This window comes from Klebsiella pneumoniae complex sp. WS1778 (assembly GCF_049472055.1).
Lineage (GTDB): Bacteria > Pseudomonadota > Gammaproteobacteria > Enterobacterales > Enterobacteriaceae > Klebsiella > Klebsiella quasipneumoniae.
In genome coordinates this window covers 403,108-417,290 of the sequence record NZ_JBKGTJ010000001.1, presented here as the reverse complement: position 1 = coordinate 417,290, position 14,183 = coordinate 403,108, and the positions used below count along the sequence as shown (strand labels likewise).

Below are 14,183 nucleotides of genomic sequence, written 5' to 3'. Positions count from 1 at the left end.
TCGCTGTTTATTGCCCGGTGAAAGGGGCTAATCGCTTCATTAAAAAGCGCTTTCCCCCGGGCCGCGCCCACCTTCCTCATTTAACGTTAAAGTGTAGTGAAATCAAGTTCTTCAGGTTTTGCGCGCCTCAGTGCGACTTTTTGCGGTTTATTTTGCGACTTTATGCTGTATTATGCCGCTTATTGCGTCAACTTGCGGAGTCTCTCGTCATGCATAAGCTCGCCCGACAAAAACACATCCTCGACCGGCTGAGTGAAACCGGTCAGCTGAGCATCAGCGAACTGGTTGATGCGCTGCAGGTGTCGGCCGATACCATACGCCGGGATCTCAGCGAGCTGGAAAACCAGGGCGTACTGCAGAAAAGCCACGGCGGCGCCATCGCGCTTAACGTCCCGGCGATGACGCGCAAGGGAAGAAACGCCCTGCTCCCCGGAACCAAGCAGCGTCTCGGCCAGCAGGTCGCCGCGCGCATCCCCTCCGGCTCGACGCTGTTTCTTGACGCCGGGAGTACCCTGCTGGCCGTCGCTACCCAGTTGAAAGGCCCCATGACCGTGATCACCGCGTCGCTGGATATCGCCCAGCTGTTTAGCGACCGCGCCGATATCCAGCTCATCCTGCTTGGCGGCCAGTGGGACAGTGAGCAGCGGCTGTTCGCCGGCAGCGCCACGCTGTCGCTGGTGTCGCGCTACCGCGCCGATATCGCGATTCTCGGCGCCTGCGCGTTGCATGCCGAACTGGGCCTGAGCGCCAGCCAGGAGGCCGATGCCGACGTAAAACGCGCCATGCTCGCCGCCAGCGCGGAACACTGGCTGGTGGCGGACCATACCAAAGTCAACCATTGCGAACCCTGGCTGGTGGCCGGTCTCAGCGACATTCACCATCTTTTCCTCGATCGTCCCTGGCCTGAGCTGGGGGATGACCCTGCCCTCTCTGTACATATTGCTGACGCTTAACAACGCGGAGAACCTGATGAGTAACAACACGATAAATATCGCCCTGATTGGCTATGGCTTCGTCGGTAAGACCTTCCACGCGCCGCTTATCCGTTCGGTGCCGGGCCTGAACCTAGCCTTCGTCGCCTCGCGTGATGAAGAAAAAGTCAAACGCGACCTGCCGGACGTCACGGTGATCGCCTCCCCGGAAGCGGCGGTCCAGCATCCGGATGTCGATCTGGTGGTCATCGCCTCCCCCAACGCCACGCACGCGCCGCTGGCCCGCCTGGCGCTGAACGCCGGCAAGCATGTGGTGGTGGACAAACCCTTTACCCTTGATATGCAGGAGGCCCGGGAGCTGATCGCCCTGGCGCAGGAGAAACAGCGCCTGCTCTCCGTCTTCCATAACCGCCGCTGGGACAGCGACTATCTCGGGATCCGTCAGGTTATTGAGCAGGGCGCCATCGGCACGGTGAAACATTTTGAGTCCCATTTCGACCGTTTCCGCCCGGAAGTCCGCGTCCGCTGGCGCGAGCAGAACGTTCCCGGCAGCGGCTTATGGTTCGATTTGGGCCCGCACCTGATCGATCAGGCGCTGCAGCTGTTTGGTCTGCCGCAGTCGGTACAGGGCAACATTGCCACCCTGCGCGACGGCGCGGAGATCAACGACTGGGCGCACGTGGTGTTAAACTACCCGGCGCATAAAGCGATCCTCCACTGCAGCATGCTGGTCGCGGGGGGCTCCTCGCGCTTCACGGTGCATGGCGATAAAGGCAGCGTTGTCAAAGCGCGGGCCGACCAGCAGGAGAGCCAGCTGCTGGCGGGTGTGGTACCGGGGAGCGCCGGCTGGGGTCAGGATGATGACAAGCTGGTGATCTATGACGCCTCGCTGCAGACCCAAACTCAGCCTACCCCGTCGGGCGATCAGCGCCAGTACTATATGCAGATCCGCGACGCGCTGAAGGGCCAGATCGCCAATCCGGTGCCGCCGGTTGAAGCGCTGGCGGTAATGGCCGTTCTGGAAGCGGCGGTGCGTTCCGCGGAAAGCGGCGTGGCGCAAACCCTCGACCTGACCGCCGACGAGCGCAACGCGCTGCGCTAAGCCTGTCGCTACTCCGGTTATCTGCGCGGCCCGCAGGTAACCGGGTCACCGCCCTGACTCCAGAAATAATCACTGCCTGTCAGCAGATTATCCTTTCTTTATCCTGCCTTTTTGCGTAAAGCACCGCTGGAAATTTCAGCCAATTGGGAGGAGGATAGAGAACAGATCGATCGTGATGAGAAAAAGGTTGCTGACGCTGTGGACGCGGTGACCGCAATACCGGACAGGAGAAGCTCATGTACTACACGTTAGGAGATACCACTCTCCATTTTTATCGCTATCAGTGCAAATTTTACGTCGCCCACTGGGAAGGAGGGAACGTGATGGACGAAAAATTTAAACCGTTTATCGAGCAGATCACTGAGAAGACCGGGCTGGACGCGAAGCGCGTCGAGACCGCCGCGCGCGATTATTTTACTAACGTGGATTAACAGGCAGCCTGTTGCTGTATACCAAAGGCCAGGCCGACGCGCCTGCCGTTGATGTTTCCCCTTCCGCCGCCAGGGCCCTCGTTGTCGCTGGCGGCTTTTCTTCCTGCCGGCGCTAAACGGTGGTCAGTTTTGCAAGGATCGCGGCGAAGGTGTCGCTGACGTTATCGCCGGCGAGCATTTTTTTGCGCAAGGTGATACTTCTGCCTGTCGACGGGATGAGCAGCCGGACTTTCGCATCATGACTGCCGCGCTCAGCGAGAACTACCTCGCGCAAAGGAATAATGTAGGTGTCGGCATAGAGACCCGGCGTAAATATCATCGACTCGCCGCTGACGCCAATCACCACCCGATTCTGCAGACGATAGCCGTTGCACAACGCCAGAATACCGGCGGCAATAAATACGCCGCCAATACCCATGCCAATCATTAAGATAATTATCCCGGCGATGAGCGCCAGCGCTCCCTGCGGATAAAAAGCGGATGCATTAAAGGTTAATAGCTGGTGATTATCGTCGCGGCTCATCGCCCCGGTTGTTGACCGCCACGGGGTAAAACCGGCGTTAATCCGCGTTTGAAAGCTGAACAGGCTGCCGACCAGAAAGATCATGCTGATGGGTATCATCACGATACCGCCAATAAAGGCTAGCACAATGGCCATATAAGGATAGCGGCCAGACAGCATAATGCTGAGCGCCTGAACCACCACGGCGATAAACAGGGCAAGAACCAGCCAGGACCACATGCTGTCCACCCGACTATGGAAATTCAGTTGTCCTTCATCGAGTAATAAATTACGCGCGACAAAACAGATAATAATATTGACGAACAGGCCAATCCAGGCCAGCTTGTGCACATGCTTCATACCCTACTCCATTATGTATTTTACCATTCCATTTCCAGGCATTATAAAATAAAGACTCAATGCCGGCTGGATAGTAGCAAAGCGGTACGCAAGATCAATAAAAAGCGCGCGGTCACCTCACATTCTCATTTATATTCAGCGTGATATTGTTAGTTATCATTTATCGTAATTATATAAACCATCCTATATATTGGCGCTATATGTTTTCAGCGCAACAATATCGCCCTGCCGCCACGCAGGGCATCGCAGATTAACGCTCCTCCAGCGCCGCCACCGGCTCCAGCGCGCTTTTCCTGCGCAGCAGATAGCCTGCGGCAAGGATCAGCAGCCATACCGGGATCAGGCAGACGGAGATGCGGATGTCCGGGGTCAGATACATCACTCCGAGGATCCCGGCGAGAAACAGCAGACACAGCCAGTTTGTCAGGGGATAGGCGAAACTCTGGAAAGCCGTTACCTTCCCGGCCCGCTGCATCGCGCGGCGGAACTTAAGATGAGTGATGCAGATCATCGCCCAGTTGATGACCAGGGCGGCCACCACCAGGGCCATCAGCAGGGCAAAGGCTTTCCCGGGCATCACATAGTTAATCACCACGCAAAGCGCCGTGGCGACGGCGGATACCGCCAGGGCGGTCAATGGGATCCCGCGGTGGTTCACTCGCAGCAGCGCACGCGGGGCGTTGCCCTGCTGAGCCAGGCCGAACAGCATCCGGCTGTTGCAGTAGACGCAGCTGTTGTAGACCGACAGCGCGGCGGTGAGCACCACCAGATTGAGGGCGTTGGCCACAATATTGCTGTCAATGGCGTGAAAGATCAGCACAAAAGGGCTTCCCCCTTCCACGACGTTCCGCCACGGGTAGAGTGACAGCAGGACCGCCAGCGACCCCACGTAAAACAGCAGAATCCGGTAGATCACCTGGTTGGTGGCTTTGGGAATGGTTTTATGCGGCTCATCGGCTTCCGCCGCGGTGATCCCCACCAGCTCAAGCCCGCCGAAGGAGAACATGATCACCGCCATAGCCATCACCAAGCCCGTGATGCCGTTAGGGAAAAATCCCCCGTCCTGCCATAGGTTGGCCACCGTCGCCGCCGGGCCGCCGTGACCGCTAAATAACAGATAGCAGCCAAAGGCGATCATGCTGATGATGGCGGCCACTTTGACAATCGAGAACCAGAACTCCAGCTCGCCATACACTTTGACGTGCGTCAGGTTGATGGCATTGATCGCCACGAAGAAGATCGCCGCCGACAGCCAGGTGGGTACCTCCGGCCACCAGTACTGAATATAGATCCCCACCGCCGTCAGCTCCGCCATGCTTACCAGCACGTACAACACCCAGTAATTCCAGCCTGACATAAACCCGGCGAAGGGCCCCCAGTAGCGGTTGGCGAAATGGCTGAACGAACCCGCCACTGGCTCCTCTACCACCATTTCGCCTAGCTGACGCATGATAAAGAAGGCGATAACCCCGGCGATGGCGTACCCCAGCAGGACCGAAGGGCCTGCCATACGGATCGTTTGCGCAATACCTAAAAACAGTCCAGTGCCGACCGCCCCCCCGAGGGCAATCAACTGGATGTGGCGGTTTTTTAACCCGCGTTTTAACTGATGCTCTTGCTGCGTTGTCATCTCTGACCTGCCCCTGTCTGTAAAAAGTCACTTTCGCCGGTAGCAACTTTCAGGCCAGCGGATCGCCGCGCAGCGGCAGACAAAAATTAATTCATTGAATTATATTGAATTATTGTTTTCACATCAGTTCCGGTAGCTGCTCATCGCGGCGCTGACCTGGCGCATCACACGCGAAAACTGGCCAGATTACGCACAGATCATGAGAAAAAGAGCGACTTAATGCATGAACCTGACCCGTTTTGGTGCATCCGCTTTGCCGCCGTCCGCCCAGGCTTCACGCCAGGCAAAAAACTGTTAGGCTGTTAGCCACTTTTACGTTCCGCTAGTGGCCACTATGTACAACATCGACGACTATGATCTGAAAATTCTTACCCTGCTGCAGGCCAATGGCCGTTTAACCAATCAGGAACTGAGCGAGCTTATCGGACTGTCCGCTTCCCAGTGTTCGCGCCGGCGTATCGCCCTTGAACAGGCGCAGCTTATCCTCGGCTACCATGCGCGTCTGGCGCCGGATGCCGCCGGGCAGGAGATGCTTGGCCTGATTGAGGTGCGTCTGCTGAATCACACCCCGCAATGCGTGGAGAGCTTTCATCAGATGCTCAGTGAAGTGGACGCCATTCTGGACGCCTGGAAAACCACCGGCGACGCCGATTATCTGCTGCGGGTAACGGTCCCGGACCTGCCCGGTCTGAGCCATTTGATCAGCCATATTCTGGCGCAAAACAAAGGGGTGGCCCATCTGAAAACTGCCGTTGTGCTCAACCGCCTGAAAGAGAACGGCCAGCTGATGCCGGGCACGCCCCCGCTGCGCTGAACCGGGGCACAGTGCCCTGCGCTGGTGCAGACGCGGGGCCAGACAATGCGCGACAAGCGGCAAATTCGCACAATTCACGCATTAGGCAACCATAAAACGCACGATACGTGCAATCTTCTCTTCCTGTCAGAACAACAGGTTAGGCTTTACCACGGCTGTTTTTTCCGCAAACGATCGCCCGGGCACTCTCCGCTGGTGCGATTTTTGCAAACAAGCGCTTATCCTTGTTAACGAAAAGATAGTGCTTATTTATGGATAACGTCCTTTCCCCTGAAAAACTGACCCACACCTGGCTGGAGGATGCCCTGGCGCTGCTGTTCGGCACGCTAATGATCTCCTTTGGTATTATCCTGTTTCGTCAGGCCGGTGCCCTGACCGGCGGGACGGCAGGCATGGCCTTTCTGATCCACTACGCCACCCACCTGCCGTTCGGCGTGGTTTTCTTCGCCATTAATCTGCCCTTCTACTGGCTCTCCGTCCGGCGGATGGGCGCCGCCTTCACGCTGAAAACCTTCTGCGCGGTCGGACTGGTGTCGCTGTTCTCCGACCTGCACGGCTACTTTATCCATGTCGATCGCCTGAACCCCTATTACGCCACCCTCTTCGGCAACATCATGGTCGGTATCGGCTTTGTGGTGCTGTTCCGCCATAAAGCGAGCCTCGGCGGCGTCAATATTCTGGCCCTCTATCTGCAGGATAAAAGCGGCATCCGCGCCGGTAAATTCCAGATGGTAGTGGACGCCTGCATCGTCACCGCCTCCCTGTGGGTGGTTAGCCTGCCGATGCTGCTGGTCTCTGTCCTCGGCGCCGTGATTTTGAATTCGATTATCGCCATGAACCACCGCCCCGGACGCTATGCGGTGTAATGGCTTCACCTTTAACGGTCATTTCAGGAGTAACCACTGTGTTCCAGAACGTCGACGCCTACGCGGGCGATCCTATCCTGTCGCTGATGGAAGCCTTTCAACAGGATCCCCGGGCAGACAAAGTTAACCTCAGCATCGGGCTGTACTATAACGAGCAGGCCATCATCCCTCAGCTGGAGGCGGTCCGCCAGGCCGCTGACCGGCTACAGAGCCAGTTGCAAAAGGCCAGCCTCTATCTGCCGATGGAGGGACTGGCGCCCTATCGCCGCGCGGTCCAGACGCTGCTGTTTGGCGAACATCATCCGGCGTTGCGTGCCGGACGCATCGCCACCATCCAGACGCTGGGCGGCTCCGGCGCGCTGAAGGTGGGCGCGGATTTTCTCAAGCGCTACTTCCCCGACTCCGCGGTCTGGGTCAGCGATCCGACCTGGGAGAACCATGTGGCCATCTTTGCCGGGGCGGGCTTCGAGGTGCATACCTATCCCTGGTTCGACAGCGCCACTCGCGGGGTCAATTTCCCCGCCATGCTTGCCGCCCTCCAGCAGCTCCCGTCGCGCAGCATCGTGCTGCTCCATCCTTGCTGCCATAATCCGACGGGGGCCGATCTCACCCCCGAGCAGTGGGATCGGGTGATTGAAGTGTTGATCGCCCGGGAGCTGATCCCGTTCCTCGATATTGCCTACCAGGGCTTTGGCCGTGGGCTGGATGAAGATGCCTATGCCATCCGCGCCATCGCCAGCGCCGGGCTGACGGCGCTGGTTAGTAACTCGTTCTCGAAGATTTTTTCGCTGTACGGCGAGCGTGTCGGCGGCCTGTCGGTGGTCTGTGACAATGCCGATGCCGCCGGGCGCGTGCTGGGCCAGTTGAAAGCCACCGTGCGCCGCAACTACTCCAGCCCGCCGGGGTTTGGCGCCCAGGTGGTGTCGCAGGTGCTCAACGATCCCGAGCTGAATGCCCTGTGGCAGGAAGAAGTGGAGGCCATGCGCACCCGCATCAGCGCCATGCGCGTCGCGCTGGTGAAATCCCTGCAGACAGCCCTGCCGGCGGAGGATTTTTCCTATCTGCTGACCCAGCGCGGCATGTTCAGTTACACCGGCTTTAGCGCCGATCAGGTAGACGTTCTGCGCGAAGTGCACGGCATCTATCTGATCGCCAGCGGTCGGGTCTGTGTGGCCGGGCTCAACCACGGCAATATTGCGCGGGTAGCCAGCGCCTTCGCCGCGGTCTGCGCACGCTAGCCGGGGCAACCCCGGCGCGGATTAGCGGTTATTCGCGACGCAGCCGGCGAGCCAGGCGGGTACCCAGCGTCTGAATAAGCTGGACAATAACAATCAGCACCAGGGCGGTGGTGAGGGTGGCAAAGGCGTCGAAGCGCTGATAGCCGTAGGTGATCGCCAGATCGCCGATCCCGCCGCCGCCCACCGTTCCCGCCATGGCGGTCGCGCCAAGCAGACCGATGGTCGCGGTGGTAAGGGCCAGAATCAGCGACGCCGCCGCCTCCGGCAGCATAAAGTGCCAGACGGTCTGCAGAGGGGTAGCGCCCATGGCGTCTGCGGCCTCAAGGATCCCCTCATCCACATCCAGCAGCGAGCTCTCCACCAGCCGGGCAATATAGGGGGCGACAAAAACGATCAGCGGCACGATGGCCCCCGCGGTGCCGATAGTCGTGCCCACCAGCAGCCTGGTGAAGGGCAGGATCACAATCAGCAAAATGATAAACGGCAGCGAGCGCAGCACGTTAATCAGCGGATTCAGCGCCTGATGCACCACCGGGTTGGCCACGATGCCGCCGGGACGACAAACCACCAGCACAATTCCCAGCGGGACGCCGATCAGCGCGCCAAAGCCCAGTGAGATGGCGACCATAATCAGGGTATCATGCAGCGCCAGCAGAAACTGCTCGCCGGTAATGGCGGTATCAATCAGATCAAACATGGGTGATTTTCACTCCTGCGTCGGCCAGATGGGTGATAGCGCGTTCGGTTTCGTCAGGCTCGCCGAGGAGTTGCACAATCATAAATCCCAGTATCCGGCCCTGAACTTCGGACATGCTGGCAAACAGGATATTCACCTCGACAGCATACTCGCGGATCAGGTGGTTAATGATCGGCTGCCGGGCCGTCGCGCCGATAAATTCGAGGCGTAAAGCCCGGGCGCCGTTATCGCGCTGCAGGAGCGACGCCACCCGCTGCGGCAGGCGATCGTGCACCACCGACTGCACGAAACTGGCGGTGACCGGATGCTGCGGCTGGGCAAAGAGATCGAACACCGTCCCCTGCTCAACAATGCGCCCGGCCTGCATCACCGCCACCTTGTGACAGATTTTCTGGATCACTGACATTTCATGAGTAATCAGTACAATGGTGATGCCATAGCGGCGATTAATCTCCTGCAGCAGCAGTAAGATCTGTACCGTGGTGTGGGGGTCGAGCGCCGAGGTGGCTTCATCGCACAGCAGCACCGACGGGTTGGTGGCCAACGCCCGGGCGATACCGACCCGCTGCTTTTGCCCTCCCGACAGCTCATTAGGGTAGCTGTGCATTTTGTCGCTCAGGTCGACAAACGCCAGCAGCTCCGCAACCCGCGCCTGGATAAAGGCCTTGTCGCGGCCCTGCAAAATAAGCGGGATAGCGATGTTATGAAATACCGTTTTCGAATTCAGCAGATTAAAATTCTGAAAGATCATGCCGATATCTTTTTTGATCGCCTGCAGTCGCTGGCCGCTGCAGTCCTGTAGCGGCTCACCATTCAACACCACCTCGCCCTCGCCCGGCGTTTCCAGCCGATTAATCAGCCGCAATAAGGTGCTTTTTCCTGCGCCGCTGTAGCCAATAATGCCGAAAATATCGCCCCGGTCGATACTGAGATTAATATCCTGCAGGGCCAGAACCGGATGCCCTTTTCTGGAAAAGGTTTTACTGACATGGCGAAATTCTATCATCGCGTTATTCATTTTAAATAATCAGGCAGCAGGTAACCATCATACTGCGGATGGCTGAGAATATATTTTTTGAAATCGGCAGAGTGATAGCCGTCGATAATATCTTTGGCAAACTGCGCCTTCTGATTTTTACCGGCAACGGTTACGACGTTAATAAAATGGCTGGTGGCGGCCTCCAGCTTTAATGCCGAGGTGAGCGCCATGCCGCTGGAGACGGCGAAATTGCCCTGAATCAGGCCATAGTCGACGTCCGGCAGCGCGCGAACCTGCTGGGCATTGTCCATCTCCTTAAGCACGATTTTATAGGGGTTAGCAACGATATTGCGCTGGGAAAAGGTGGCGGGATCGCTGTCCGGTTTAATCTTCACCCAGCCCAGACTTTCCAGCACCAGCACCGCGCGATATTCGTTCGACGGCTGGTTTGGCACCGACACCACCGTGCCGGCTGCCGGGGTGCCCAGGGTGGTCAGTTTGCCGCCATACAGGCCCATCGGCGGTGTGGGTACCTGCACAATGCCCACGTTATCGGTCCCCAGCCGCTCATTGATCGCTTTCAGGTATACCGGATGCTGCATAATATTCGCTTCGATATCGCCGCGGGCTACCGCGTCATTGACCTGAATACCGTCGCTAAAATCTTTATATTCGATTTTATACCCTTTACTCAATAAATAGGGGGCGACCCCTTTTTCAAATTGCTCTTTATACGGCCCGGGATTGAAGCCGATACGAATAATTTGATCTGCGGTGGCGTAAAAAGAGGTAGCGGATAACAGGGCAAGCGTCATCCCGAGCGCAACTGACTTGTTCATAAGGTATTTTCCTGGAAGGTTGGCGATATTGAGCGATTAAATCACAGCCGCAAGAGGGTTGTAAGCCAGAACGCCGGATTTCCTTTTGCTTATTCCTCATAACCTTTTGCCATCCCGACATATCCTAAAAATAATCATCCTTTGCAGATATTGTTATTTAACCAGGCGCCATAAATCCCTTAAAGATGGCAGATTATTGATGACGTAAACCGGGAAAATTATGCCTGATTTTGCTGCTTCACCGCTGGTGGACGCCCTGGAAGAGAATCTGTTCAGCCTGCTGGAAAACCTGGCCGCGGAGGTCAACACCGACATGCTGCCGTTGATCGACCTCTCCAGCGGCAGTCCGGATCAACCCACCCCGCCGGAAGTGATTGACGCGCTGCAGAGCGCCATTCATCGTCGTGAAAACCATGGCTACCCCTCATTCTGGGGCAAGCCGCAGGTCCGCGAAGCGATCGCCCATTTTTATCGTCGCCAGTATGATGTGGAATTCGATCCGCACAGCGAAGTCGCGGTATTTCAGGGCTCGCATATCGGTATTGGCGGCATCCCGCGGGCGCTGCTCCGTCCCGGGCAATACCTCATCTCCACCGATCCCTGCTATCCCATTTATCGCTCAGCGGCGCTGCAGTCCCAGGCGACGTTTTATGGCCTGCCGCTCAGGGCTGAGAACCATTTCCTGCCGGATTTTAACGACCTTCCCCGGGAGGTGGCTGACAAGGCCGGGCTGGTGGTGCTTAACTATCCGCATAACCCCACCGGCGCCCTCGCCACGCCGGCGCTGTTCGCCAGCGCCCTGCAGTTTGCCCACCGTCACCAGGTGCCGATCCTGCACGATTTTGCCTATGCGGCCATCGGCAGCGCGGCCAGTGACGCGCCGCTGAGCCTTTTCTCTCAGCCCGGCGCGAAGGCGTGGGGAGTGGAAACCTACACCTTCTCCAAGACCTTTAATATGGCCGGCTGGCGCTTCGGCTTCGCGGTCGGCAACGCCTCGATTATTCGGGCATTTAAAAAGCTGCACACCCACAGCTACAGCACGGTGTTTGGCGCGATTCAGGATGCGGCGATCGCCGCGCTCAGCCTGCCGGCAGAACGGATTGCGCAGCTGACGGCGGCGTATCATCAGCGCCGGGAGTGGGTTCTGCGTCGACTGGCCGCGCTGCGCTGGCCGGTTCGTACCGCACAAGGCACGTTCTTCCTCTGGCTGAGCGTGCCGCCCGGGTACCGTTCACAAGAGTTTGCCCGCCTGCTGCTGCAGGAGGCGCATATTCTGGTGGCGCCAGGCACTGGTTTTGGCGAAGGGGGCGAAGGGTTTATCCGCATCAGTCTGACGGCTGGGGACGACGCGCTGAGCAACGCGCTGGACCGTCTCGCCCGGCTGGCGCTGTTTTAGCGCCCGCCTCGCGGGGCCGTTACACCTTCAGGTAGCCCGCCATGCGTTGAATACGCGCGGCGGAATAGTCATAGCAGGCGCTGGCGGGTTTACCCAGTACGCGATATTTGGCGCCATTGTAAAAGGCGGTCTTATTCTCCTCTTCCAGAAAGCGCCGGGAGACGGTGTCGCTGAAAATACGGTCGCCATCCGACTGCGGCTGATAGCGGCTATATTTGACGCTCTCCCACGCCACGCCGATCGGCTTATGATCATAGCCGGTCATACAGAACAGCCGGTTGGAGGCCAGCAGATCGGCCTCGATGGTTTTAAATTCCGCCGCCGTAGCGGCGCAGGTCATGCTTAACAGGCAGGCCGAAGCCCATCGGTAAATTGTCATTATTCAGGCGATCCCAGAGTGTTTCCTCCATTGTAAGCGGCTGAAAATTCCGGATGTTCGCTTTTACCTATCGTTGTGCGTGAAAACCGCTTAAAATTTTCCACTCGGACTCCTCGTGAGTTGTCTTAACGACCTGTAGGCCCTCCCTGCGCAGGTCGTCACGCCGGGCCAAACACCGAGACGCCGGCGCAGAGGAGGTATCGCCTTTAACGATTAAACGCCCAGCTGGCCCCGCTGGTCAGCGCCCGCTCAAAGGCGGGACGGCCGGGGCCCGCCAGCCAGCCGGCGAAGGTGTGCAGCTGCGGATGCAGCTGGCGCATGGCGTCGAGGTCGGCGTGCCCGGCCAGCCGCCCGTCGTCCACCAGCCCGGTCAGCTTGTGCAGAAAAGGGCTGGCGGCCAGCACCTCATCGGAAAATCGCGAATAGGGGATCGGCCGTCCCGCCGCCGCGGAGAATAACGCCTCCAGTTGACGGCCGGTCACGCTGTCGCTGGCGATCTCGAACGTCTTGCCGGCAAACCGCGCTGGCGCGGCAAAAACTGCCGCGACTAGATGGCCGATATCCTCCACCGCCAGCACCTGCATCCTCCCCTCTGGCAGCATAAAAAAGTGAAAATGACCTTCATCAAGGCCAAAACCGGGCATCACCAACAGCTCCATAAAGGTGGCGGGACGCACGATGGTCGCCGCCAGCGGCAGGCGGCGGATATGCCGTTCAATTTCCGCTTTGGTGTCATAATGCGCTACGCCGGTGGGCGTCTCCCCCGCCGCGCTGCCGGAGCTGTACACCAGATGCTTCACCCCGCACTCGACGGCGAGGTCGGCGATGGTTATCCCGTAGCGTACCTCCTGCTCATCGGTCACCGTCCCTCCCGGCGAACTGGGCTGGACGCTGAAGACGCCGTCGACCCCGGCCATCGCCGCCCGCATTGTCGCCCGGTCTTCAAAGGTGCCCACGACCAGCTCGGCTCCCCGCGCCGCCAGCGCGACGGCCCCGGCGGAGAAAGGATCCCTGACCAGCGCTCGTACCCGCCAGCCGCGGTGCAGCAGCGCCCCCGCCACCGAGCCGCCCTGCTGACCGGTGGCGCCAAAAACCAACACGCTTTGCGTATTATTCATCACTGTTTCCCCTTATCTGCAGCTTGTTGCCCGGCCTCTCGCCAGCGATAGTCACCTTGCTTATCCTCCTCCAGCCAGCCGCAGGAAGACCCGGCAAAATGCCCGGTGAACCATTGAGCATGATGGCTGGCTCCCCACGCCATCATCTCCCGTCGGGAGGCTTCCGCCTGCCGGGGATCGCCGCAGAACGCCGAGTTCCAGTGCGGATGGGTAAACTGGCGCGGGGAATGAAGAAGATCGCCGGAGAAACAGGCGTAATCATCTCCGGCGGCGAGGATCAGCGCGGCATGGTCCGGACTGTGGCCGGGGGTGGGCACAAAGGCGATCCGCCCGCCGACCTGCGGCCTGGCCGCCACATCCACGGTCTCCAGCTGGCCGGCCTCGATCACCGGCAGCAGGCTGTCGAGCCACAGCGCCCGGTAGCGTTCGCTGTTCTTCACCCGCGTCAGCTCTTTTGCCGAACACAGATAGCGCGCGTTGGGAAACAGCGGCGCCCAGCGATCGTCCTGCCAGACGGTATTCCATCCGACATGGTCAGTATGCAGGTGAGTCAGTAGTACCAGGGTCACCTCCTCCGGGTTCACTCCTGCGGCGCGGAGATTCTCCAGATAGGGCGTGTTAAGTTGATGATAGAGCGGATTGCCGCCGCGCTCCCGACCGTTGCCGGTGGCGGTATCGATAACAATCAGATCGTGGGGAGTCTGTACCACCCAGCTGTGGATCGACAGCGCGATTGGCTGATTATCGGCGTCCGCCTCCGTCGCAGGGAACGCTGCGGGATAGAGCGCCGCCGGCTGCAGGCTAATCTCGCGCTCCGGAACTTTGAATATCAGGCTGTCGCCTGTCTGGTAAGTTTGCATCACTCCCTCCGCGCGCATTGCGCTGGTTGATTTATCGGGG

14 protein-coding genes and 1 pseudogene are annotated in these 14,183 nt (G+C 58.8%); 7 read left to right on the top strand and 8 right to left on the bottom strand.

Features of this window, described 5'->3' with window-relative positions; genetic code table 11:
- The first annotated feature begins 209 nt into the window (after window positions 1-209).
- The 3 genes from ACLEXF_RS02150 to ACLEXF_RS02140 all read left to right on the top strand — a co-directional run bounded on the left by ACLEXF_RS02150 (window position 210) and on the right by ACLEXF_RS02140 (window position 2,465).
- Window positions 210-953 carry a DeoR/GlpR family DNA-binding transcription regulator gene (locus ACLEXF_RS02150; RefSeq protein ID WP_203558911.1) on the top strand — a complete coding sequence of 248 codons (744 nt, stop codon included), beginning with the start codon at window positions 210-212 and terminating at the stop codon, window positions 951-953.
- Window positions 916-2,034: an oxidoreductase gene (locus ACLEXF_RS02145; RefSeq protein WP_050558923.1), complete on the top strand. Its 1,119-nt coding sequence runs from the start codon at window positions 916-918 to the stop codon at window positions 2,032-2,034. The genes ACLEXF_RS02150 and ACLEXF_RS02145 overlap by 38 nt, the downstream gene beginning before the upstream one ends.
- 236 nt (window positions 2,035-2,270) lie before the next feature.
- Window positions 2,271-2,465 carry a hypothetical protein gene (locus ACLEXF_RS02140; protein WP_004203980.1) on the top strand — a complete coding sequence of 65 codons (195 nt, stop codon included), beginning with the start codon at window positions 2,271-2,273 and terminating at the stop codon, window positions 2,463-2,465.
- 112 nt (window positions 2,466-2,577) lie between these two features.
- On the opposite strand, the gene ACLEXF_RS02135 is transcribed toward ACLEXF_RS02140, so the two are convergent.
- Window positions 2,578-3,327 (bottom strand): hypothetical protein, encoded by a 750-nt coding sequence (locus ACLEXF_RS02135; protein WP_064177904.1) that lies wholly within the window; start codon window positions 3,325-3,327, stop codon window positions 2,578-2,580.
- A 250-nt stretch (window positions 3,328-3,577) separates the two neighbouring features.
- The gene (locus ACLEXF_RS02130; RefSeq protein WP_004203977.1) at window positions 3,578-4,957 is read right to left on the bottom strand and encodes an amino acid permease; all 1,380 of its coding nucleotides are present in this window, start codon (window positions 4,955-4,957) and stop codon (window positions 3,578-3,580) included.
- 334 nt (window positions 4,958-5,291) lie between these two features.
- Here ACLEXF_RS02130 and ACLEXF_RS02125 point away from each other — a divergent pair, with 334 nt between their 5' ends.
- From ACLEXF_RS02125 to ACLEXF_RS02115, 3 genes are all read left to right on the top strand, one after another.
- The gene (locus tag ACLEXF_RS02125) at window positions 5,292-5,771 is read left to right on the top strand and encodes an Lrp/AsnC family transcriptional regulator (RefSeq protein WP_023318081.1); all 480 of its coding nucleotides are present in this window, start codon (window positions 5,292-5,294) and stop codon (window positions 5,769-5,771) included.
- 251 nt (window positions 5,772-6,022) lie between these two features.
- A complete protein-coding gene (locus ACLEXF_RS02120; RefSeq protein WP_004176405.1) occupies window positions 6,023-6,637 on the top strand; it encodes a YitT family protein in 615 nt (204 codons plus the stop codon).
- A gap of 38 nt (window positions 6,638-6,675) precedes the next feature.
- Window positions 6,676-7,875 (top strand): amino acid aminotransferase, encoded by a 1,200-nt coding sequence (locus tag ACLEXF_RS02115; protein ID WP_064183121.1) that lies wholly within the window; start codon window positions 6,676-6,678, stop codon window positions 7,873-7,875.
- Between the two features lie 28 nt (window positions 7,876-7,903).
- Here ACLEXF_RS02115 and ACLEXF_RS02110 read toward each other — a convergent pair whose 3' ends face one another.
- The 3 genes from ACLEXF_RS02110 to ACLEXF_RS02100 are packed head-to-tail and all read right to left on the bottom strand — an operon-like array spanning window position 7,904 to window position 10,390.
- A complete protein-coding gene (locus tag ACLEXF_RS02110) occupies window positions 7,904-8,572 on the bottom strand; it encodes a methionine ABC transporter permease (protein WP_049093712.1) in 669 nt (222 codons plus the stop codon).
- Window positions 8,565-9,578 (bottom strand): methionine ABC transporter ATP-binding protein, encoded by a 1,014-nt coding sequence (locus ACLEXF_RS02105; protein ID WP_004203973.1) that lies wholly within the window; start codon window positions 9,576-9,578, stop codon window positions 8,565-8,567. Before ACLEXF_RS02105 ends, ACLEXF_RS02110 begins: the two co-directional genes overlap by 8 nt.
- Before the next feature lie 8 nt (window positions 9,579-9,586).
- Window positions 9,587-10,390, bottom strand: a complete 804-nt coding sequence (locus ACLEXF_RS02100; protein WP_004203972.1) for a MetQ/NlpA family ABC transporter substrate-binding protein — start codon at window positions 10,388-10,390, stop codon at window positions 9,587-9,589.
- Between the two features lie 220 nt (window positions 10,391-10,610).
- Here ACLEXF_RS02100 and ACLEXF_RS02095 point away from each other — a divergent pair, with 220 nt between their 5' ends.
- Window positions 10,611-11,786: an aminotransferase class I/II-fold pyridoxal phosphate-dependent enzyme gene (locus ACLEXF_RS02095; RefSeq protein ID WP_069734195.1), complete on the top strand. Its 1,176-nt coding sequence runs from the start codon at window positions 10,611-10,613 to the stop codon at window positions 11,784-11,786.
- A gap of 19 nt (window positions 11,787-11,805) precedes the next feature.
- Here the strand turns inward: ACLEXF_RS02095 and ACLEXF_RS02090 are convergent, their stop codons facing one another.
- The 3 genes and pseudogenes from ACLEXF_RS02090 to ACLEXF_RS02080 all read right to left on the bottom strand — a co-directional run bounded on the left by ACLEXF_RS02090 (window position 11,806) and on the right by ACLEXF_RS02080 (window position 14,146).
- Entirely contained in the window at window positions 11,806-12,165 is a 360-nt protein-coding gene (locus tag ACLEXF_RS02090; RefSeq protein ID WP_048294633.1) for a hypothetical protein, read from the bottom strand.
- A 206-nt stretch (window positions 12,166-12,371) separates the two neighbouring features.
- The gene (locus ACLEXF_RS02085; protein WP_211773547.1) at window positions 12,372-13,283 is read right to left on the bottom strand and encodes an NmrA/HSCARG family protein; all 912 of its coding nucleotides are present in this window, start codon (window positions 13,281-13,283) and stop codon (window positions 12,372-12,374) included.
- Window positions 13,276-14,146, bottom strand: a pseudogene (locus ACLEXF_RS02080) (MBL fold metallo-hydrolase). The gene ACLEXF_RS02085 and the pseudogene ACLEXF_RS02080 overlap by 8 nt, the downstream one beginning before the upstream one ends.
- Window positions 14,147-14,183 lie beyond the last annotated feature (37 nt).

Coding starts and splice junctions, on each gene's coding strand:
- ACLEXF_RS02130 (WP_004203977.1), bottom strand. CDS start 4,957: ATGACAACGCAGCAAGAGCATCAGTTAAAACGCGGGTTAAAAAACCGC.
- ACLEXF_RS02150 (WP_203558911.1), top strand. CDS start 210: ATGCATAAGCTCGCCCGACAAAAACACATCCTCGACCGGCTGAGTGAA.
- ACLEXF_RS02085 (WP_211773547.1), bottom strand. CDS start 13,283: ATGAATAATACGCAAAGCGTGTTGGTTTTTGGCGCCACCGGTCAGCAG.
- ACLEXF_RS02100 (WP_004203972.1), bottom strand. CDS start 10,390: ATGAACAAGTCAGTTGCGCTCGGGATGACGCTTGCCCTGTTATCCGCT.
- ACLEXF_RS02145 (WP_050558923.1), top strand. CDS start 916: ATGACCCTGCCCTCTCTGTACATATTGCTGACGCTTAACAACGCGGAG.
- ACLEXF_RS02095 (WP_069734195.1), top strand. CDS start 10,611: ATGCCTGATTTTGCTGCTTCACCGCTGGTGGACGCCCTGGAAGAGAAT.
- ACLEXF_RS02125 (WP_023318081.1), top strand. CDS start 5,292: ATGTACAACATCGACGACTATGATCTGAAAATTCTTACCCTGCTGCAG.
- ACLEXF_RS02135 (WP_064177904.1), bottom strand. CDS start 3,327: ATGAAGCATGTGCACAAGCTGGCCTGGATTGGCCTGTTCGTCAATATT.
- ACLEXF_RS02140 (WP_004203980.1), top strand. CDS start 2,271: ATGTACTACACGTTAGGAGATACCACTCTCCATTTTTATCGCTATCAG.
- ACLEXF_RS02120 (WP_004176405.1), top strand. CDS start 6,023: ATGGATAACGTCCTTTCCCCTGAAAAACTGACCCACACCTGGCTGGAG.
- ACLEXF_RS02110 (WP_049093712.1), bottom strand. CDS start 8,572: ATGTTTGATCTGATTGATACCGCCATTACCGGCGAGCAGTTTCTGCTG.
- ACLEXF_RS02105 (WP_004203973.1), bottom strand. CDS start 9,578: ATGATAGAATTTCGCCATGTCAGTAAAACCTTTTCCAGAAAAGGGCAT.
- ACLEXF_RS02090 (WP_048294633.1), bottom strand. CDS start 12,165: ATGACAATTTACCGATGGGCTTCGGCCTGCCTGTTAAGCATGACCTGC.